Annotated in this window: 13 protein-coding genes, 1 tRNA gene and 3 pseudogenes; 8 read left to right on the forward strand and 9 right to left on the reverse strand. The window is 51.8% G+C overall.

Annotated features, from left to right (window positions below):
* Window positions 1-39: 39 nt before the first annotated feature.
* A complete protein-coding gene (locus KGP21_RS23585) occupies window positions 40-366 on the reverse strand; it encodes a YggL family protein (RefSeq protein WP_021806298.1) in 327 nt (108 codons plus the stop codon).
* On the reverse strand, window positions 366-1,085 hold the full coding sequence (gene trmB / locus KGP21_RS23590) for a tRNA (guanosine(46)-N7)-methyltransferase TrmB (RefSeq protein WP_021806299.1): 720 nt from the start codon (window positions 1,083-1,085) through the stop codon (window positions 366-368). The genes KGP21_RS23585 and trmB overlap by 1 nt, the downstream gene beginning before the upstream one ends.
* Window positions 1,086-1,265: 180 nt before the next feature.
* Between trmB and mutY the strand changes: the two genes are divergently transcribed.
* The 3 genes from mutY to mltC all read left to right on the forward strand — a co-directional run bounded on the left by mutY (window position 1,266) and on the right by mltC (window position 3,777).
* Window positions 1,266-2,366 carry an A/G-specific adenine glycosylase gene (mutY, locus tag KGP21_RS23595; protein ID WP_021806300.1) on the forward strand — a complete coding sequence of 367 codons (1,101 nt, stop codon included), beginning with the start codon at window positions 1,266-1,268 and terminating at the stop codon, window positions 2,364-2,366.
* On the forward strand, window positions 2,363-2,635 hold the full coding sequence (locus KGP21_RS23600) for an oxidative damage protection protein (RefSeq protein WP_021179657.1): 273 nt from the start codon (window positions 2,363-2,365) through the stop codon (window positions 2,633-2,635). The genes mutY and KGP21_RS23600 overlap by 4 nt, the downstream gene beginning before the upstream one ends.
* A gap of 65 nt (window positions 2,636-2,700) precedes the next feature.
* Window positions 2,701-3,777 carry a membrane-bound lytic murein transglycosylase MltC gene (gene mltC / locus KGP21_RS23605; RefSeq protein ID WP_021806301.1) on the forward strand — a complete coding sequence of 359 codons (1,077 nt, stop codon included), beginning with the start codon at window positions 2,701-2,703 and terminating at the stop codon, window positions 3,775-3,777.
* Between the two features lie 48 nt (window positions 3,778-3,825).
* On the opposite strand, the gene KGP21_RS23610 is transcribed toward mltC, so the two are convergent.
* From KGP21_RS23610 to KGP21_RS23635, 6 genes are all read right to left on the reverse strand, one after another.
* Window positions 3,826-4,938, reverse strand: coding sequence for a GGDEF domain-containing protein (locus KGP21_RS23610; RefSeq protein WP_021806302.1), 1,113 nt, complete (start codon window positions 4,936-4,938; stop codon window positions 3,826-3,828).
* A gap of 117 nt (window positions 4,939-5,055) precedes the next feature.
* Window positions 5,056-7,218: an ornithine decarboxylase SpeF gene (gene speF / locus KGP21_RS23615; RefSeq protein WP_059202092.1), complete on the reverse strand. Its 2,163-nt coding sequence runs from the start codon at window positions 7,216-7,218 to the stop codon at window positions 5,056-5,058.
* Window positions 7,219-7,702: 484 nt separating this feature from the next.
* Complete coding sequence (locus tag KGP21_RS23620) at window positions 7,703-9,049, reverse strand: OprD family outer membrane porin (RefSeq protein ID WP_223500338.1); 1,347 nt, start codon at window positions 9,047-9,049, stop codon at window positions 7,703-7,705.
* Window positions 9,050-9,166: 117 nt separating this feature from the next.
* On the reverse strand, window positions 9,167-10,468 hold the full coding sequence (locus tag KGP21_RS23625) for a pyrimidine-nucleoside phosphorylase (RefSeq protein ID WP_037375733.1): 1,302 nt from the start codon (window positions 10,466-10,468) through the stop codon (window positions 9,167-9,169).
* A 17-nt stretch (window positions 10,469-10,485) separates the two neighbouring features.
* Window positions 10,486-12,429, reverse strand: coding sequence for a bifunctional 2',3'-cyclic-nucleotide 2'-phosphodiesterase/3'-nucleotidase (locus KGP21_RS23630; protein WP_371822719.1), 1,944 nt, complete (start codon window positions 12,427-12,429; stop codon window positions 10,486-10,488).
* 68 nt (window positions 12,430-12,497) lie between these two features.
* Window positions 12,498-13,679: a NupC/NupG family nucleoside CNT transporter gene (locus KGP21_RS23635; protein ID WP_223500344.1), complete on the reverse strand. Its 1,182-nt coding sequence runs from the start codon at window positions 13,677-13,679 to the stop codon at window positions 12,498-12,500.
* A gap of 394 nt (window positions 13,680-14,073) precedes the next feature.
* On the opposite strand from KGP21_RS23635, the gene KGP21_RS23640 reads away from it, so the two are divergent.
* The 4 genes and pseudogenes from KGP21_RS23640 (at window position 14,074) to KGP21_RS23660 (ending at window position 18,272) form a co-directional block, all read left to right on the forward strand.
* Window positions 14,074-14,149, forward strand: a tRNA-Phe gene (locus KGP21_RS23640).
* Window positions 14,150-14,345: 196 nt separating this feature from the next.
* Window positions 14,346-15,599, forward strand: coding sequence for an integrase arm-type DNA-binding domain-containing protein (locus KGP21_RS23645; RefSeq protein ID WP_024531366.1), 1,254 nt, complete (start codon window positions 14,346-14,348; stop codon window positions 15,597-15,599).
* Window positions 15,600-15,751: 152 nt separating this feature from the next.
* Window positions 15,752-16,618 (forward strand): annotated as a pseudogene (locus tag KGP21_RS23650) (IS481 family transposase); the annotation flags it as partial.
* A gap of 892 nt (window positions 16,619-17,510) precedes the next feature.
* The gene (locus KGP21_RS23660; protein ID WP_071766619.1) at window positions 17,511-18,272 is read left to right on the forward strand and encodes a subclass B2 metallo-beta-lactamase SFH-1; all 762 of its coding nucleotides are present in this window, start codon (window positions 17,511-17,513) and stop codon (window positions 18,270-18,272) included.
* 241 nt (window positions 18,273-18,513) lie between these two features.
* Here the strand turns inward: KGP21_RS23660 and KGP21_RS23665 are convergent.
* Window positions 18,514-19,208, reverse strand: a pseudogene (locus KGP21_RS23665) (IS1 family transposase).
* 319 nt (window positions 19,209-19,527) lie between these two features.
* Here KGP21_RS23665 and KGP21_RS23670 point away from each other — a divergent pair.
* A pseudogene (locus KGP21_RS23670) lies at window positions 19,528-20,759 on the forward strand (IS91 family transposase).
* Window positions 20,760-21,119: the final 360 nt, after the last annotated feature.

Genomic DNA, 21,119 nt, shown 5'->3' on the forward strand with positions numbered 1-21,119 from the left:
TGCCATTAAGGCACCTTCGGCAATGCTAATCGGACGGGATCAATCCCACCAGATGTCGAACAGATCGCTGGTTTTCACATCGTTCAGCTTGCGTGCTTCCAGCCAGTTTTTGATCAGCTCACGGTGTTCGTCGGTGCAATGACCAATCGTCTGCAGGCAGATCAAACCTTCCCACTGCAGATAGCCACTGCCGTCAAACGCCAGGCCGTTCGGCTCGATCACTTCCTCGATAAACGCGTCCAGGGTGCTGTCGATATCTTCAACGGCGGTCCCTTCAGCAAAACGCCAGGCTACAGAGAAGCCTAGTTCCTGAAACTCTTCGATATGCAACTTTTTACGTAAACGACGACTACGGTTCTTAGCCATTATTCCATCCTCTCAAACATCAAATCCCAAACGCCATGTCCCAGACGCTGGCCACGTAATTCAAATTTTGTCAGCGGACGCGAGTCCGGGCGCGGTACGTAATCATTACTCTCGGAGAGATTACGGTAGCCTGCGCTGCTGCTCATGACTTCCAGCATGTGTTCCGCATAGGGTTGCCAGTCGGTGGCCATATGGAATACGCCACCGACTTTTAATTTGCGCTGCACCAGCTCAACAAACGGCGTCTGTACGATGCGGCGTTTGTTGTGGCGCGCCTTGTGCCATGGATCCGGGAAGAACAGCTGCACCATATCCAGTGAAGCGTCCGGGATCATATTCTGCAAGACTTCTACCGCATCGTGGCACATCACCCGCAGGTTGGCCAACTCCGCCTCATGGGCATCGGCCAGGCAGGCACCCACGCCCGGCGAGTGAACCTCGATCCCCAGGAAGTTCTGCTGCGGGTTGTTGCCCGCCATGGTGACCAGGGATGCCCCCATGCCAAAACCAATCTCCAGCACGGTTGGCGCTTCACGGCCAAACAGCGCGGCGATATCGACAGGTTCAGCCTGATATTCCACGCCCATCACCGGCCAATAGTTGTCCAGCGCCTGCTGCTGGCCTTTGGTCAACCGCCCCTGGCGGCGAACAAAACTGCGGATACGGCGCATCGCGCGGCCGTTCTCATCAAATTCTGGGGAGATGACGTCATTAATCATAGTGCTTTCTGTCTATTTGGCTGCCAATTAGGGGAACGCGCATTATGCAAAGATACCTTGCTTTAGCAAGCGTTCATCATCATACCGGATGTGCTACTGCGGAAAGTTCCGGTTTACAGCACCATCACTCTATGCTGCAATCGCGCATCATTATTTATCTGCCGGATAGCGAACTCGCTCATGATGCAAGCACAACAGTTCTCGCACGTAGTGCTTGACTGGTACCAACGCTATGGCCGCAAAACGCTGCCGTGGCAACTCGATAAAACGCCTTATCAAGTATGGCTCTCTGAGGTGATGCTGCAACAAACTCAGGTTGCCACCGTTATTCCTTATTTTCAGCGCTTTATGGCACGCTTTCCGAACGTGCGTGCCCTGGCCGAAGCGCCGCAGGATGAAGTCCTGCATCTGTGGACCGGGCTTGGTTATTATGCCCGCGCCAGAAACCTGCATAAAGCGGCGCAGACCATTGTCGCACAGCACGGCGGTGAGTTCCCGACAACCTTTGAAGAAATTGTCGCGCTGCCTGGTGTAGGCCGTTCAACCGCCGGTGCCATTCTCTCTCTGTCCCAGGGGCAGCACTACCCGATCCTCGACGGCAACGTCAAGCGTGTACTGGCCCGTTGCTATGCCATAGCTGGCTGGCCGGGTAAGAAAGAGGTGGAAAATCGCCTGTGGGAAATCAGCGAAGAGGTCACACCGGCAAAAGGGGTTGGCCAGTTCAATCAGGCGATGATGGATCTGGGAGCGATGGTCTGCACCCGTAGCAAACCAAAATGTGAGCTATGCCCACTCAATGTCGGCTGCATCGCCAACGGCAACAGCAGCTGGGCCAACTACCCAGGCAAAAAGCCCAAGCAAACCCTGCCGGAAAAAACCGCCTACTTCCTGATGCTGCAACAGGGCGATGGCGTCTGGCTGGAACAGCGCCCAGGAACTGGCCTGTGGGGCGGGCTATTCTGCTTCCCACAGTTTAGCGCGCGGATCGATCTTGAACTCTGGCTGCAACAACACGGCCTGCAAGGTAGCCGTTTAGAGCAAATGACCGCCTTCCGCCACACCTTCAGCCATTTCCATCTGGATATTGTGCCTATGTGGCTGAACATCGACAAAGCGGGTAGCGCCATGGATGAGGGTGCCGGTCTCTGGTATAACTTAACGCAGCCCCCTTCGGTCGGGCTGGCCGCGCCGGTTGAGCGCCTGCTACAGCAGTTGGCCAAACAGTCCCCGACCCAACCCGGTTTATTTGGCAACAGCGCCATTGACGAGGAATTAGCATGAGCAGAACCATTTTTTGTACCTTCCTGCAGCGTGACGCCGATGGGCAAGACTTCCAGCTCTATCCAGGGGAAGTCGGCAAGCGCATCTACAACGAAATCTCCAAGGAAGCCTGGGGAGAATGGATGAAGAAGCAGACCATGCTGATCAACGAGAAAAAGCTCAACATGATGAACGTGGATGACCGCAAACTGCTGGAACAAGAGATGATCCGCTTCCTGTTCGAAGGGCATGAGGTCCACATCGAAGGCTATACGCCACCGAGCGAATAAGATTTTCCGGGCCAGCTCTGGCCCTTTCCCCCTGTTTAATTCTTCGCGTATACGGCTTTAACAAGATGAAGAAAATGTTAGCTTTGCTAGTGATAGCGCCTTTGCTGATCTCCTGTTCCGGCAAAAAAAACGACGTGGTCAGTGAAGCCTATGTCAAAGACACCAACGCCTTTGATATTTTGATGGGCCAATTTGCCCACAATATCGAGAACATCTGGGGGCTGAGCGAAGTTCTGATCGCCGGGCCAAAAGACTACGTCAAATATACCGACCAATATCAGACCCGTAGCCACATCAACTTTGATTCGGGCACCATCACTATCGAAACCATCGCCACCACCGATCCGGCGGCTCATCTGCGCCAGGCGGTGATCAGCACCCTATTGATGGGTGATGATCCGGGCTCGATCGACCTCTATTCCGACGCCAATGATATCCAGATCAGCAAAGAGCCGTTCCTGTACGGCCAGGTGCTGGATAACAAGGGCCAACCCATCCGCTGGGAATGGCGGGCGGCGCACTTCGCCGACTACCTGCTGCAAAACAAGCTAAAGAGGCGTACCTCAGGCCTGCACGTGATCTACTCGGTGACTATGCAACTGGTGCCTAACCACCTGGATAAACGTGCACACAAATATCTGCCGATGGTTCGTCAAGCGTCTGAGAAATACGGCGTCGAAGAGTCGCTGATCCTGGCGATTATGCAGACCGAATCCAGCTTTAACCCGTATGCGGTAAGCGGTTCCGACGCGCTGGGCCTGATGCAGGTGGTGCAGCATACCGCCGGTAAAGACGTGTTCCAGAGCAAAGGTAAATGGGGCACGCCAAGCCGCAGCTACCTGTTTGATCCGGAGAACAACATCGATACCGGTACCGCCTATCTGGCCATCTTGCAGAATAACTACCTGGGCGGCATTCAGAACCCGACCTCACGCCGTTATGCGGTGATCACCGCATACAACGGAGGAGCTGGCAGCGTGCTGCGGGTGTTCAATAGTGACAAGGCCAAAGCGGTAACCATCATCAACAGCATGCAGCCTGGTGATATTTATCAGACTCTGACCACCAAGCATCCTGCGGGTGAATCACGCCGTTATCTGGTGAAAGTGAATAACGCACAGAAAAACTATCGGCGGAAGTAATCGCTGATAAGAAAGGCAGGACAGGGGGAAAGCCATTCCCCCTGCCTCCTACTCAGCCAACGTATAGCCGTTGCGCCCATTAGCCTTGGTTTGATACAGAGCCTTATCGGCTATCTCGACCAATTGCTCACGCCCCACTCCGGCGCGCCATAATGCAATCCCCTGACTCACCGTGACCCATTGCCCAACATCGGAACCTTCGTGAGGGATCGCGATCGCCGCAACCAAGGTCTTGATCCTTTCGGCCACCGCTATCGCCTCGGCACGATCGGATTTTGGCAGTAGAATAATGAATTCCTCACCACCGTAACGTGCCACCAGATCCTGTGAACGACGCACGCTATTTTCAAAGCACTCGGCCAGACGGATCAGACACTCATCCCCCATTTGATGGCCATAATGGTCGTTATATTTTTTAAACAAATCCACGTCCAGCAGGATGATGGCGAAAGGCTCCCGACTCTCCACCTCCCGAGAAAACACCTCGTCAAAGTAGTTGCTGAAATAACGCCGATTGGCCAGCCCAGTCAGCGGATCGCGGTTGGCCTGTTTACCCAGACGCTCGATCAGCTGCTTGTTCTCCCTTTCCCGCTCGATAGCCAACATAAACCATTTCTCCAACATACGTTTGGCCGAGTAGATCAAAAACAGCATCAGTAAATAAGAGAACACGTTCGCCAGTGAGGCTGCACCGCGCAGGAAAATATTCTCGCTGATGGACATCGCCAGTATCGGTACCGTAAACAGGCACAGCAGCAAGGGAGAGAGGTAAAAGGGGATCAGTGAGGCAAACACCAAGCCAATCAGCAAGGGGTAGACTATGGTCACATTGCCCATGACGATCAGGTGATGAAAGGTAGCACACCAGCATAGCGACAAAACCGTCACACTGACTATCAGCCCCCACCAGCGAGCTTTCTCACCGTATGGCCGTAACACCCTCAACACCATATAGGTGACGAAGGCGACCAGCATCACGCCGGTGATCGCCGGAGCTGAACGTAGCAAATGGCTTAACGACTCGTAAAGCCCTGACCCCAGACGCTGTAGGAACAAGTAGAAAGAGAACAAGGCGTTAACCAGCAAAAACCAGTCAAAACTGTGAAACGTGGACTTTCTTTTTTCTTTAGCGACCCAGGCGGCGTATTTTCGATCTTTCATTATTGGACTCATTGTCATACCACTCTACTCAATGTAGTGGTGACATCCGCCTTTGTCATGCAAGATAGACGGGCGCAGCATGCCGCACCCATACAATGCGGCTAGTACGATGAGGTTTTACGGCTTGATCATATAGCCAAAAATCCGTTTCCAGCCGTGATCTTTCTTCTCGATATACACGCCCTGCAGCTCCGGTGAGAAGCCTGGCAAGCGGTTGATGCCCTCCTCCAGCGCCAGGAAGTAACGCTGTACCGCGCCGCCCCACACTTCGCCTGGCACCACGCACAGCACGCCCGGTGGATAAGGTAAGGCCCCCTCTGCCGCGATGCGCCCGGCAGCCTGAGCGATCGGCACCAGCTCAACGTTGTCGCGGATAAACTCGACGTTGGCATCCTGCGGATTCATCATCACCGGCGGGAAATGATCCTGACGGAACATCTCTTTTTGTAACTGCTTCACGTCGAAGCTGACGTACAGATCGTGCATCTCCTGGCACAGCTGACGAATGGTGTAGCCTGCATAACGCTGCTGATTCTTGCGATAGACCGTCGGCAAGACCTCACTCAGTGGCGCATCTGCCTCGACGTAACGCTCGAACTGCACCAGCATATCCACCAGATGCTCCATTTTCGCCGGGTTCTCCGCCGGGGTGAGCAGGAACAGGATCGAGTTGAGATCGCACTTCTCTGGCACGATGCCGTTCTCACGCAGGAAGTTGGCCAGAATGGTCGCCGGGATACCGAACTCGGTGTATTGACCGGTGGCCGCATCAATCCCCGGCGTGGTCAGCAGCAACTTGCAGGGATCGACCAGATACTGCCCCTGAGCATAGCCTGCAAAACCGTGCCATTGCTCGCCCGGTACAAAGTTGAAGAAGCGTGCATCGTTGGCGATCAGGTCGGTATCGTAGTCCTGCCAGTCCTTGCCTGCCACCTGCGGCGGAATAAAGGGCCGCAGCTGCGAACAGCGTGCCAGCAGTTGTTTACGCGTGTCGATCCCCAGCTTGACGCACTCCATCCACATGCGGCGGCCAGCGGCACCGGCATGCATCTTGGCGTTGACGTCCAGCGCGGCAAACAGCGGATAAAACGGGCTGGTTGAAGCATGCAGCATAAACGCATTGTTGAGATGCTTATGGTTGCAGTGGCGTTTCTGGCCTTTGATGTGATCGTCTTTCTTATGGATCTGCGAAGTCTGCGAGAACCCGGCCTGCTGCTTATGCACCGATTGCGTGACGAAAATACCCGGATCGTGCTCATCCAGTTCCAACAGCAGCGGCGAGCACTCTTTCAGCATCGGGATAAAACCTTCATACCCCACCCAGGCCGAATCAAACAGGATGTAATCGCACAGATGGCCGATGGTATCGATCACCTGACGGGCGTTGTAAATGGTGCCGTCATAGGTGCCGAGCTGAATGATCGCCAGGCGGAAAGGCCGTGCCGCAGCGGCTTTTTCCGGGGCAACATGGCGGATCTGCTCGCGCAGGTAAGCCTCATCAAAGCATTTAGAATCGATGCCTCCGATAAAACCAAACGGGTTACGCGCGGTTTCCAGATACACCGGAGTCGCTCCGGCCTGGATCAACGCGCCGTGGTGATTGGATTTATGGTTATTGCGATCGAACAGCACCAGATCGCCACGCGTCAGCAGCGCGTTGGTCACCACTTTATTGGAGGCCGAAGTGCCGTTCAGCACGAAGTAGGTTTTATCGGCGTTGAACACTTTCGCCGCGTGTTTTTGCGCATCCTTGGCCGAGCCTTCGTGGATCAGCAAATCGCCCAGCTTCACATCGGCGTTGCACATGTCCGAACGGAAAATGGTTTCACCGTAAAACTCGAAAAACTTGCGCCCTGCCGGGTGCTTGCGGAAAAACTCGCCGCCCTGATGGCCCGGGCAGGCAAAGGTTGAGTTATCCATCTCCACGTAGGTTTTCAGCGTTTTGAAGAACGGCGGTAACAGCGCCTGCTCGTAGGCATCGGCGGCGGCCTCCAACTGCGCCATGTAAAACGCTTTGGTCGCGGCAGCCAAGGCAAATACCCCAGTAATCAACGGCAGGTGATCCGGGGAAAGCTGTTCATCCCCCTCAACGGCAACAAACGTCGGGATCTCAAAGCCGGTCGCTTTAAGCGTTGCCAGAATACCGGCATCCACATCGCTAACAGAGACCACGGCCGCCGCCACATCGGTATAGTCAGTCTGCCCCACACGCACAATTTCGCGCAGGGTTTCAATGCTGGCTACCAGGCTGGCGCTGGTTGCTATCTTCAATTCTTTCATCATGCTGAGTCTCAAACGGTTAAGGATGAGGGTGTGCCACTGGGCACATAATGAGATAACCCTGGTTATCCCGGCAAAGTGATGAGCCAAGGCGCAACCATGACCGGCCGATGCGGGTAGGCATCAGACAACTATCGGGGACTGGGATCGGCAGCGTCCGATAGACATCAGTAAAATCAGAGCCGCAGCTCTATTTTTAATCATGCCTAACAGCGAGCATTGGCTAGCTTTACCGCATAAGGGGCAGCGGTGTTCGCATAAATGGCGTTAAGGAAACACGGAGTGAGGGCGTCATCAGACTTCTGGAGCGCAGCTGCGCCGAGGTGGTTAAAGCCGTCATGCCTGTACTCCTCTGTGATGAAGTGGGAAATTCGCGCAATGATTACACGTTTTTTTCGAGGGTTCAAGCCGGTTAATAGTTACTATTAATGCATAATTATTTATTGATGCCGTGTGGAAAACCACACGGCCAGGCAGGCTTAAACTAGAACAGGTTGAACTTGTAATCCACCTGCAGTTCGATAGAGTGGTTCTGAGCGCGCATCGGCTTGCCATCCGAGGTCAGCTTCGGCTGGTTGCTCTGGCTCTGGTAGTTCCAGGATGGGCCACCGGACAGCTGCACTGCCAGATTTTTCAATGCCGGCTGTGACGGCGTCCAGCGGGAGTAAACCAGGGTTTCACCACGCTCGATGCTATGGCCACGGTACTTCATCCCCCAGCCATAGTTGGTGACCATCCCCAGCTCAACCTCTGGCGTAACGGCATAGCCGAAGGTCCAGGCCAGCATCTTTTCCTTATCGCCCACATAGTCATTACCCCAACTGTCGGCCATTGAGTTAAAGGTACCGCGGCTGTGTTTGGCCAGATGCCACTCAAAGCGCCCTAGCCCGTTGCCATTGTCGAGTGAGGCCCGGGTGTATGAAGCCCCAACCTTATGCTTCCAACGTTCGGCGCGCCATTCGGCGTACATCGCATAATGGTAGGCATCATCATCGAACGTCTTGTGACGGGTGGACATGCGAGTCCAGTCTTGCAAACCATGGTTGTAATACACCTGGCTGGCAAACTTGAGGCGATTTTCCGCCCAGGACGCCGGTTGCCAACCCAGTTCTACCCCGTGGCGTTGCATATAGTTATGGCTTTCCCCCAGGAAATAGAGCGCACTATAGCCGTGATCGCTATAGCTCAATTCACCGGTCGCAATGCTGCTGATCTCCTTTTTATCCGCAGTGAGGAAATGGATCTTATCCGGAGAGTCCCTGTCGCTATAGCGAGTTACGTAGGCACCGCGTACCCGCACTGGCCCGGTTGCCGCTTCGCCACGCAAGCCCAGATAGGTACTTGGAATGGCACGTGTGGAGTTATTGAGTGCGCCCCATTTTTTAATCTGCTGCCAACCGGAATAAAGGTGAAGATAGGTATCATCATCACCCAAACGCCCTTTCAGATAGAGCTGCCCAATCTTGTTGAAACCTTTGGCCTGACCATTGTCGTTATACAACACGCTACGGCCCCAGAAATCATCGCTGGCGGCCAGTTTAATCACGCCATAATAAGAAGCGTCTACTCCCAACATATCCGCAAAATAACCGGACTGATAATCAAGAGTGATCCCCTGCCCCCAGGCCGTTTGAATGGAGCGCTCCCCATAATCCTCGGAGCTTAAGTTTTTAAACACGTTACGGAAAGAAAGGTCTGCGTGGCTATCATTAATAAAACGTGAGAAGAGACGATCGCTAACCTTGATTTCCTCTGCGCAGAGGGGTAAAGAGAACATCAGTGCAAACAGTGCCAGTGGTTTTTTTATTTTAAATTTATTACTTTGATACATAGAAAAATTCCGTTTTCTATTTGCTCACCCAGAATTATTTTAATTCGATCAAATTATTTCTAGATAATGAAAAAAAATGTGTCACCCTGCAACCAGGATGACACACGGCTAATAGTATTATTCTGTAATAATGGTATGGATCAGTTTTGGCGCTTGCGCCTTATCGGCAAGGGTGATGCTGTCATAGATTTTCGCCATGACGTTCTCCACATCCGGGCGGTTGGCATGGATCGTCACCAGTGAGTCACCGATGGCGACCCGATCGCCGACTTTTTTATGCATCATCAGGCCCACGGCCAGATCGATGTCATCTTCCTTGGTGGCACGACCGGCACCGAGCAACATGGCTGCCACACCGATTTCGTCGGCCACAATGTTGGCGACCACACCCGCCTGCTTGGCCGGTACCTCAATCAGGTATTTAGCCTGCGGCAGCTTCTCTGGATGATCCACCATTGAAGCATCGCCGCCCTGGTTGGCCAGGAAGTCACGGAACTTGGCCAGCGCCTTGCCGTTATCGATCACCTCTTGCAGCATGGCGCGCGCAGCCGGTAACGTGTCGGCCTTTTTCGCCAGCACTACCATTTGGCTACCCAACTGCATGACCAACTCGGTCAGATCTTCCGGTCCTTCACCACGCAGCGTATCGATGGCTTCCTTCACTTCCAACGCATTACCGATGGCGTAGCCCAAGGGCTGCGACATATCGGAGATCACCGCCATGGTATTACGGCCCACGTGATTACCAATGCGCACCATCGCCGTGGCCAGCTCAACGGCATCTTCGGTGGTTTTCATAAATGCACCGGCACCGGTTTTCACGTCCAGTACGATGGCGTCTGCACCCGCAGCGATCTTTTTGCTCATGATCGAACCGGCAATCAGCGGAATAGAGTTCACCGTACCGGTCACATCACGCAGCGCATACAGCTTCTTATCCGCAGGGGTCAGGTTACCGGTCTGGCCAATCACCGCCACCTTGTCGCGGTTCACCAGCTCGATAAACTGTTGGCTGGAGATTTCCACGTGGAAACCGGCCACCGCTTCCAGCTTATCGATAGTGCCACCGGTGTGCCCCAGGCCACGGCCCGACATCTTCGCCACCGGGATATCCAGCGCCGCTACCAACGGTGCCAGCACCAACGTAGTGGTATCACCCACGCCGCCGGTGGAGTGTTTGTCTACCTTGACGCCTTCGATCGCCGAAAGATCGATCACGTCACCGGAGTTCACCATCGACATGGTCAGATCGGCACGCTCACGGTCGTTCATATCCTGGAAGAAGATCGCCATAGCCAGCGCACTGGCCTGGTAATCAGGAATATCTCCCCGGGTGTAGCCGTTAACAAAAAACTCAATCTCTTGCGTAGTCAGCTCTTTTCCATCGCGCTTTTTGGCGATGATATCAACCATTCTCATTGTCATTCCCCGGATCTTTATTTCTGTAAATCGATCTTGTAAACGGCAAAGCCGATATCGTCTTTTCCTACCAGCGTCATTGGATGCTGTGCGGACTGTTTAATGTAATCAGCCGCATTCTGGCTTGGTGAAGTCTCGATGCGGATATCCAACGGCTTATCCGCAGTAATTTGCGCGATCCGCCAGTTGTTTTTTACCTCTGGCTTATATGCGCCATGCTGTTTGGTCTGCTCGGAGATGTAATTAGCCACGATAGTGCGCACTTCATCTGGCGAGGAGATAACGATATTTTTTTCACCCGTACCGGCGAACTTGCCGGTAAATGCCCGGTAATTGTTCACGGCAACCAGGAATGGCGCATCTGCCACCACCGGCTTACCTTTATAGGTCAGCGACTTGATACGCTGGGCCTGAGGATTGATCACGTTGCAATCCACGTCATAACGCGCAGGCTGGGTCACGTCGATCTGATAGCTCAGATCGTCAAACATATCGAAGTTGTAGGCCCGGAAGCCGTTCCAGTTAAGCAGTGACTGTGGCTTATCGCTTTTCACGTCGATCTGGTTGTACATGCCCGCAGAGCACTCCAGCCACTCTTTCAGATCGCTGCCTTTCACTTTCACTGCCGCCAGCGTGTTGGAATACTGGTAAAGATCGGCCGCGTTACGGAAACTCAGAGGCCCTTTACGCATATCAACGAAGGCCGCCGGGTCGTTCTTCCTGCCACCCGCCTTGAACGGTGCCGCAGCAGACAGTACCGGGATATCAGCCAGATCTGGATCGCCCTGAATAAAGTGCTCAACGTAGGCTTTCTGCGCCGCACGGATGATCTGGATGGCCGAGGAGTCCTGCACTAACGACAGATAGGTATTGGTATCTTCGGCAATGGTGCCAATCGGCTTGTTAACGAACTCACGGGTGTCGTTATGTGCCTGCTCAAGCGTTTTCACCAACGAGGCCTTGGCATCCACCAGCGATTTGTCATTCTTCTTATCAAAGATTGGGCGAGCCTCTGCACGGCTGGAGACCACCTTCCACTTATTGGTTTCCCCTTCCAGCACCAGATCGATCACCCCCAGGTTATCCGCCCAGTGGCCCGGCATCACGGCAGGTACGCCGTTGACCGTCCCCTTTTCAAGATCTACCCCAGGAATAGCGGCGAAATCCTTGCTTGGGAAAATACCGTGAGAGTGGCCAAAGGTAATGGCATCGATGCCTGGAACCTGCGTGAGGTAGTAGACCGAATTTTCTGCCAGCGCCTTGTAAGGATCGGCAGAGATGCCAGAGTGGGCGATAGCAATCACGATATCCGCCCCTTCCTTACGCATCTGTGGCACCAGCTCCTTGGCGGTTTCGGTAATATCTTTGGCAATCACCTTACCCGACAGCTTGTCCTTGTCCCACAGCACTACCTGTGGTGGTACAAAGCCGATATAACCGATGCGCAGCTTATGCTCTTTACCCTCGGTATCTTTTACCGGCGTTTCTACGATCAGGTACTGTTTGAAATAAGGCTTGTTGGTCTTGGCGTCATAGACGTTGGCGTTGATGTACGGGAATTTGGCCCCGCTAATCGCCATTTTCAGGTAATCCAGCCCGTAGTTGAACTCGTGGTTGCCCAAGCTGCCGACCGCATAATCCAGAGTGTTCATCGCCTGATAAACCGGATGTACATCGCCCTTTTTCAGGTTGGCTGCAGCATAGTCCGCCATCGGGCTGCCCTGGATGATATCGCCGTTATCGACCAGCACGCTGTTGGTCGCTTCCGCACGGGCAGCATCAATCAACGTGGCCGCTCTCACCAAGCCGTACTGAGCGGTGGCTTTATCTTTGTAATAGTCATAATCCATCATGTTGCCGTGAACGTCGGTGGTTTCCATGATACGGAGATCCACCGTTGCGGCATGCGCAGCGCCTGCAACCAACAGGGCCAATAACGATAGCTTGAGGGGAGAAGTCATTTTCATCACATATTCCTTATTGTTATAGCGGTAGCAGACCACAACCTCTCGATGTGGCCTTGAGCTAATTAAAAGAAGAAACCTACGACGGCGGCGTTCAGGAAGCTGACCAGCGTGGAGCCGTAAAGCAGCTTCAGGCCAAAGCGGGCTGCGGCGTTACCTTGCTTGGAATCCAACGCCTTGATGGCACCGACGATAATGCCGATAGAGGAGAAGTTGGCGAACGACACCAGGAACACCGAGATAATCGCCATGGTACGTTCAGAGAAGTTATAGTCACCCTGCGACAGGTTGAGCATGGCAACAAATTCGTTGCTGACGATCTTGGTTGCCATCAGGCCACCGGCCTGCACCGCTTCGTGCCACGGTACGCCCACCAGGAAAGCCAGTGGAGAGAACACGTAACCCAATACGCCTTGGAAGGAAATGCCAAATGCAGCGGTGAATAACGCGTTAGCCATGGTGATCAGCGCAATAAAGCCGATCAGCATCGCGCCAACGATAATCGCCACCTTGAAACCATCGAGGATGTATTCACTCAAGACTTCGAAGAAACTCTGCTTCTCCCCTTCAATGACATCCAGAATGTCTTCCTCAGGCTTGACCTGATAAGGGTTGATCAGCGACGCCATGATAAAGCCACCAAACAGGTTCAGCACCAAGGCAGTCACCACGTAGCGCGGATCAAGCATCACCATGTAAGCGCCCACAATCGCCATTGATACCGTCGACATGGCCGAGGTACACAGCGTATACAGGCGGTGCTCCGGCAGCAGGCCGAGCTGTTTTTTTACCGAGATGAACACTTCAGACTGGCCGAGGATCGCCGAAGCCACCGCGTTATAGGACTCCAAGCGTCCCATGCCGTTGACCTTGCTCAGCGCCAGGCCGATGTACTTGATGATAAAGCCCAGAATGCGCCAGTGTTGCAGGATGCCGATCAGCGCGGAGATAAACACGATAGGCAGCAAAACGGACAGAAAGAAAGAGATCTCGCCATGGTTCACCAAACCACCAAAGACGAAGTTCACCCCTTCGTTGGCGTAGGAGAGTAAATTGCCAAATACCTCGGCAATCACGCCAATCACTTTATTACCTACGTCGGTCTTCAGCAGCAGTGCGGTCATCAAAAACTGGCAGGCCAGCATGACGAAAATCGGACGATAGCGGATGTTTTTGCGATCGTTGCTCACTAAAAGTGCCAAAATACAGATAGTAACGACACACACTATCCCTATGATATATTTCATCTTTTCCCCAAAATTATCTGCGAACCTTTACGTTCTGTTGACCAGCCTTGTACCCTGGCACATGCCGGGAACTGATGATGTTATTATCGAAACATAACACAGACAATATGTTATTAAAGTTACACAGATCACATTTGAAAATCACAATAGCCTTAAAATACATATATGTAACATGTTGTACTTATCACTAACATTGAATCGGTTATGGAATAGACAGAGATGAACATTGCTGGGGGGAGTTTTTTGATCGCTGGCTTCGGCGCTTGGGGGGAGAAGGGAGAATGCTGGCGCAGGAAGGTAACCCTGCCCTTGCTTGAAATTAGAGCAATCGCTCGGCTTTGTGACAGAAACCCATTGACGACACAGGGCCAAATACGGTTTAATGCGCCCCGTTGCCCGGATAGCTCAGTCGGTAGAGCAGGGGATTGAAAATCCCCGTGTCCTTGGTTCGATTCCGAGTCCGGGCACCAAATTCATATCAACGGACCTCCACGGAGGTCCGTTTTTGTTTATATACCCCGCCAGAATCAGTACTTCCTTCATACTTTCATTCAACCAGACTCCACCTAACTTACCCGGTATCAAGTCCCTTGTGCGGGTACAATCGAGGGTATAGTCTGATTCGATAATGTTTATACCCTTCCCCCTCCATCAGGAGACCTGTCTATGGCACTCACTGACGCAAAAATCCGCGCAGCTAAACCGCAAGATAAGCCCTATAAGCTTGCTGACAGCGGTAATATGTTTTTGCTCGTTCACCCCAACGGCTCCAGATACTGGCGGCTACGTTATCGATTTCTGGCTAAAGAAAAAACGCTGGCACTTGGCGTCTACCCTAACGTGTCATTATCTGAGGCACGAGATAGACGTGATGTGGCCAAAAAATTGATAGCGGATGGCATTGATCCCTGCGAACAAAAGCGGGTTAAGAAATCAGTACCTGATACTGCATCAACCTTCGAAGCGGTGACGCTACAATGGCACAAGAGCAACAAAAAATGGTCTGAGTCGCACAGCGCTAAAATTCTGAAGAGTTTCGAGTCCCATGTGTTCCCCTATATTGGATCACGGGATATTACCACGCTTAAAACGCCAGACCTGCTGATCCCGGTCAAAGCCGCTGAAGCGAAAGAGATCTACGAAATCGCCGCCCGATTGCAACAACGTATTTCTGCCGTTATGCGATATGCAGCACAATCCGGGATAATTGATTACAACCCTGCAGTAGATATGGCTGGCGCACTGACCACGGTTAAACGTCAGCACCGCCCTGCCCTGGCACTTAACCGTACACCTGAGTTATTGGCTCGTCTGGATGCGTACAAAGGACAGCCTCTGACACGGCTGGCAACAACGCTCACTCTTCTGATCTTTATACGCTCCAGCGAATTGCGTTTTGCTCGCTGGTCAGAGATCGACTTTGAAAAATCTATGTGGACAATCCCACCAGAGCGCAAACCGATTGCAGGTGTCAAATTTTCGCACCGTGGCTCAAAAATGGGTACCGAGCACCTTGTGCCATTGTCAAAACAGGCGCTGGAGCTTCTGCGTCAGATACACGATATCAGCAGGGGATACGAGTTGATCTTTACTGGCGATCACAATCCCTGGAAGCCCATGAGTGAAAATACCGTGAATAATGCACTACGACTTATGGGGTACGATACGAAAGTGGATGTTTGCGGTCACGGCTTCAGAACCATGGCGTGTAGTTCACTGATTGAGTCTGGCTTATGGTCGAGGGATGCAGTAGAGCGCCAAATGAGTCACCAGGAACGTAACGGCGTTCGTGCAGCCTACATCCACAAAGCTGAACATCTGGATGAACGCAAACTGATGTTGCAATGGTGGGCAGATTATCTGGATGCTAACAGAGAGAAGGGAGTGAGTCCGTTTGATTTTGCTAAGCTTGGGCAGTGATTGGTCATGATTTCGTCTGCGTGAGGAGTACTATCAGACTCTAACTCGGCCTGGATTGAGACACAGCTAGGGAAGATGCAAACAAGTGGGCCATGCCTTCCCATAAGTAACATGTGTGATTCATAGACATAGTTTCACTATAATGCCTCACTATGAACAGGGAAATTCAACAGCGACTGCAGTGGGTAAAACTCTATGAAACGTCCGGTGATGCGGGGTTCGTATGCCGTCGCTGTGGCATTTCTCGGCCCACATTGCGTAAATGGTGGCGCAGATATCTTGCTCAGGGCATCGCAGGTCTGGAAAGCCATAGCTGTCGCCCTAAGCGCTCACCATCAACGAAAACTGGCGCAAGCGAAGTTGCTCTGATCCTGGAGTTACGTTCTCTGCGAAATCTGGGGGCAAGGCGGATTCAGAGCGAGTTAAAACGACTTCATTCAATCTCACTGGCAATGGCAACGATTCACAAAGTTCTTTGCCAGAATCAGGTTACACCTGTTGTTAAATTTCGGCGTAAAGCTGATTTTATTCGCTACGAACGCCCTGTTCCCGGTGACAGGGTCCAGATGGATACCTGTAAAATTGGCCCCGGCTTATATCAGTACACATCCGTTGATGATTGCACTCGCTACAGAGTCCTTAGGCTCTACTCTCATCGCACAGCTGCAAACACACTGGATTTTATTGAATGTGTTATTGAAGAAATGCCTTTCCCGATACAGTGCTTTCAGACCGACCGGGGAAGAGAGTTTTTTGCCGTTAAGGTGCAAGAAAAATTGAAAGAATACGGCATCAAATTTCGTCCAAATAAACCAGCTTCGCCTCATCTTAATGGCAAAGTTGAACGTTCCCAAAAGACAGACAAAGCTGAGTTTTACGCCGTAGATCTCTCCGTAGATGACCAGAAGGAGCAACTGGCAGAATGGCAGCATTACTATAACTGGGAACGTCCTCATAGCGCTCACAACGGTAAAACTCCGATGGAGCATTACTTCGAACTTGCTGAGCAAACGCCATTTTGCACGTGAAACGTTGGCCGCATGAATTAACTGAGGCGACAACTACCTTGACACGCGCCGGCCTCTACAACGCTTTTACGCCAAACACCCGAGGTAAGAGCCGGATGCGTTAGCAGCGCACGTCCGGATCTGTGCGGGGGGCGAGGGGTAACCTTCGTCCTACCGCGACCGTTACAGAGGCATACGGGTGAGGACAAGGTGTTGTTGTCCCAACGAGATAAGGTCTATCAAGCAGCAATAGCAACGAACCCGACACGTTGGTCAGGGTCGACGCGGAACTGGGAATGGCAAGGGAGTATCACCCTCAATCCAGAGCGGGAAAAACAGGCTGCATAAATCAACCTGGGGTGACAACTTCATTGACACTTACCGGGGTCGCGCCACCCATGAACCCACCAACACCCCATGTGACTTCCTGAAAGTTTTAATTGTGGCTCAGTCAATTTTTTATTGATTGACGTTATTAAGCGAAAAACTATAATCAAGATGTTTCTCTGGATAGGAAGATGCATACGTTCAACTATATTCCTAAGAAATACATCCAGTTTTGAAAGTATAGGTAAAATCATGTCAGTTTATGAAAATTTAAAACCTAAAGTTTCTTTGATAACTCTTTTTTAGGGGGGCTAGAACTCCAGAGTTCTTTATCTTCTCAGATGTAGCCATGAGGGCACCTTTAAAGCTCACATTGGAGTTCTCAAAAGTTTTGTCACTTCAGATTTTTGGGCTCTCTTGTAACCGTTTTTCGAGCTCTGTGGACTCCTCATTGATAGTATTAATTAACAATTTATTGCTGCTCTGTTTGGCCTAGGCCTAGAATAAGCAGAGATCTAATCCCCCATCGTTAACACTGCTGATGATGGGAGCACTGTAATGACAAAGGAAAATCATCTTGAATATTAAATATTTATTTACGGCTGTAACTTTTCTCTTGATTGCTTGCGAAAGTATGGCTTCTGAAAAAAACTTAACGCTTACCCATTTCAAAGGTCCGCTCTATATTGTAGAAGATAAGGAGTATGTACAGGAAAACTCAATGGTTTACATCGGCACCGATGGTATAACCATCATTGGTGCGACATGGACTCCTGAGACTGCTGAAACTCTTTATAAAGAAATACGGAAGGTCAGCCCCCTCCCCATAAACGAAGTCATTAATACCAATTACCATACTGATCGAGCTGGTGGAAATGCTTATTGGAAAACGCTTGGGGCAAAGATCGTGGCCACACAGATGACCTACGACCTGCAGAAAAGCCAGTGGGGAAGTATTGTAAACTTCACTCGACAAGGTAATAATAAATACCCAAATCTGGAGAAAAGTCTGCCGGATACTGTTTTTCCTGGAGACTTTAACTTGCAAAATGGCAGCATCCGCGCCATGTATTTAGGCGAAGCACATACTAAGGATGGTATCTTTGTGTACTTCCCAGCAGAGCGCGTTTTGTATGGGAACTGCATTCTCAAAGAAAATCTGGGTAATATGAGTTTTGCCAACAGAACTGAGTACCCAAAAACCTTGGAAAAACTTAAAGGACTTATCGAGCAGGGGGAGCTTAAAGTCGACTCGATCATTGCAGGGCATGATACTCCGATACATGACGTAGGCCTGATCGATCACTACCTTACACTGCTTGAGAAGGCGCCTAAGTAAACGAAGAGGTTCATGGTCAGGAGTTTGGATCGTTTCTTTTGAGAGCGACTGACCATGAACGGTAGCGCGCCGTATCCCCTGATGGTGCAGCATCGCGAAGGGTTATACGTAAAAATTCCGGTTTTGCTGTGTTTTTAATCTAAAATGTGTGATTCATAGACATCATTTCACTATAATGACTCACTATGAACAGGGAAATTCAGCAGCGGCTACAATGGGTAAAACTCGGTAGTGCATCCAATTAGTAGAACATGTATTTTTCGATAAACGCTCCGATCACTTTTTCGTGGATCTCAACTGAGCGTGAGAAGCAGATTGTTTTACGGGCCAATCGCTTAATGCGGGTGCGGAGCGTCAGGTTATTACGCTCAATGCGTTGGGTGAATATTTTGCCGGTCAGATGCTTATCCTTCGGCACCTCCAGGCCATAGCTGCCCCAGTCGTCGCTGGTGATCATGCCGATGTTGAATGGTGTAAGCAGTGCCAGTAGCTCCCGGCAGGTTTCATCGGTTCGAGGACCGAAAGTGTAGGCCAGTACACCGCCTGTTTTGGTGTTGTACGCGTACCAGAGCCAGTGCGGCCGGGCTTTACTGCCAACGAAGCTCCATTGCTCATCAAGTTCGCAGATAAGCGCCACATCGGCATGGGCAACAGGCGAAGACGTTATTCGCTTTGGCGCGAGTTTTTTAAAGTCCGGATGACGGTGTTAATGCCAATTTTCAACGTCCTAGTGGTATCGTGAACGCCGGTACCGTTGAAGGCCATGTCAGTGATCTACTCTTTAACGCTCGGCTTACTGGCTTCATAAATGTAAGTGAGCTGAAACGCGCGGTGGCAGTCACGACAGCGAAATCTGTCATAGCCTTTAGGGTTCTGACCATGGCGGTAAACCTGAGTGAACTGACAATGGGGACAATGAACCTTAACGCTGGCCATGAGAGAATCTCAAAAGCCCGCATTATACATCAGATTCAACTAATTAGAGGCATTACCAACTAAATTAATAGCAAGGCTCTGTCGCTTTAATGCGACAGAGCCCGATGGAATACCGGCGCCTGCGGGCATCGTTAACTTAAGATACAAAAGCTGTCTGGAGATGGCGGGTGAACGTAGCGCACCTTCGGTGCGAGCACGGCAGCGTTGCTGCCTCAACCGTTTTTAAGACCTAGCCTCACATCAACGTCAGTGTCGGCAGATCGCCCCCCGCGCTGATACCCGCATAAAATGAGCACGTCTGCCCTCTATACTCTGCACAATGTATATTCCGCGACCCGCAAAGCTGCTGTTCAGCATGACCACGGCTGGAGCAAGTACCTGGATAAACATGGCGACACCCTCAGCGACTGGACCAAACTCGCCGTCGAGCGCATGCTCGCCTGCGGTACCTGCCTCATGGGCGTTCGTCGTTACTGTTGCGCCTCATCCGACTGTACCCATGCCCGCTTCTTCTGCAAGAGCTGCAAGAGCTGCAAGTCCAAGGCCTGCAGCAGTTGCGCCCTCAAAGGCACCGAGCAGTGGATTGCTGAGCAGCAACATGTTCTCCCCGACTGCGACTGGCAACATATCACCTTCACCATGCCGCACTTGCTGTGGCCGTTCTTCAATAACAACTGGCCGCTGCTCAACGACCTTTTTCGCTGCGCCACCCGCGCCATGCTCAGACACGCGCGCAAGCTGGGCGTCGAAGTCGGCATCTTCTGTGCGCTACACACCTACGGACGCCAGCTCAATCAGCATCCGCATATCCACGTCTCAATTACCCGTGGCGGCCTCGATGTCAACCACGGGGTCTGGCGTGACCTGTTCTTCAAAAAACAGCAGGTCGAAGAAATCTGGCGCGGCGCCGTCATCCGTTTGCTGCGCGCCAGCCATGACCGCGTTAGCCCCGCCGCGCTGCCAGGTCTCGGCCATATCCGCGATGAGAAACAGTGGCAGCGCTACCTGCAGGCGCAATATCAGCGCCACTGGAAGGTTCACTTCGCCAAAAAGACCCGCGGTGCCTGGCGCAGCGTGAAATACCTGGGCCGCTATCTGAAACGCCCGCCGGTGGCGGCGTCGCAGCTCCGTCATTACCGTGGCGGCTCGGTCGTTCACCAGTACTACGACCACAACACGCAGCAGCACAAACGCCAGAAACTGAGCCAGGAGGAGATGCTGTGGCGTTATGTCAGCCACATCCCGTCCCGACACTTTAAAATGGTGCGTTACTACGGCTTTCTGGCCAACCGTAAACGCGGCACGCTGTTGCCAAAGGTTTACGACGCGTTGGAGATGACGCCGCGCGAGAAACCACAGAAGCCAGGGTTCGCGGTGCTGATGAAAGCCTTTCTGGGTACCGACCCGTACCAGTGCATCCTGTGCAAGGGCCGACTGCGTTTTGCCGGCGCCGTGGCGGGCGATCACGCCACCAAAATACTCTCTGACAGGCTGCAGAAGATGGCAAAAAAACGCTGGCTTCAGACCACGGTGTTGGATAAGTGCGCCTGAAAAATGGTTTTTAGATTAAAACACATCAAAACCGGTATTTTTATCAATAACATCTTGTTATGCCACGCTAAACGGGCATGTATCACGCTGCAATTTATGGTCAGGAAGTTTTTAAAACGCCTTTCCAAATTCCTAACCATGAACCAATGCCATTATTATTTATTTTTACACATTTTTTTATGTTTAATGTTACAACAATGAGTGATATCTTATACTAAAATTTAGTCTTACCCCTCAGGTTACGCATTAATTAAATTAATGTTTTTAGGGCTAAAAAAATTGGACAAAGTTCTGTTCGGGGCCTACTACCAAAGCGAGGTTGGTTGACAATCCATTATGAATAACTAAACTCAGAGAGAA

The organism is Serratia sp. JSRIV004 (assembly GCF_019968705.1).
GTDB lineage: Bacteria > Pseudomonadota > Gammaproteobacteria > Enterobacterales > Enterobacteriaceae > Chania > Chania fonticola_B.

Coding starts and splice junctions, on each gene's coding strand:
- KGP21_RS23585 (WP_021806298.1), bottom strand. CDS start 366: ATGGCTAAGAACCGTAGTCGTCGTTTACGTAAAAAGTTGCATATCGAA.
- trmB (WP_021806299.1), bottom strand. CDS start 1,085: ATGATTAATGACGTCATCTCCCCAGAATTTGATGAGAACGGCCGCGCG.
- mutY (WP_021806300.1), top strand. CDS start 1,266: ATGATGCAAGCACAACAGTTCTCGCACGTAGTGCTTGACTGGTACCAA.
- KGP21_RS23600 (WP_021179657.1), top strand. CDS start 2,363: ATGAGCAGAACCATTTTTTGTACCTTCCTGCAGCGTGACGCCGATGGG.
- mltC (WP_021806301.1), top strand. CDS start 2,701: ATGAAGAAAATGTTAGCTTTGCTAGTGATAGCGCCTTTGCTGATCTCC.
- KGP21_RS23610 (WP_021806302.1), bottom strand. CDS start 4,938: ATGAAAGATCGAAAATACGCCGCCTGGGTCGCTAAAGAAAAAAGAAAG.
- speF (WP_059202092.1), bottom strand. CDS start 7,218: ATGAAAGAATTGAAGATAGCAACCAGCGCCAGCCTGGTAGCCAGCATT.
- KGP21_RS23620 (WP_223500338.1), bottom strand. CDS start 9,049: ATGTATCAAAGTAATAAATTTAAAATAAAAAAACCACTGGCACTGTTT.
- KGP21_RS23625 (WP_037375733.1), bottom strand. CDS start 10,468: ATGAGAATGGTTGATATCATCGCCAAAAAGCGCGATGGAAAAGAGCTG.
- KGP21_RS23630 (WP_371822719.1), bottom strand. CDS start 12,429: ATGACTTCTCCCCTCAAGCTATCGTTATTGGCCCTGTTGGTTGCAGGC.
- KGP21_RS23635 (WP_223500344.1), bottom strand. CDS start 13,679: ATGAAATATATCATAGGGATAGTGTGTGTCGTTACTATCTGTATTTTG.
- KGP21_RS23645 (WP_024531366.1), top strand. CDS start 14,346: ATGGCACTCACTGACGCAAAAATCCGCGCAGCTAAACCGCAAGATAAG.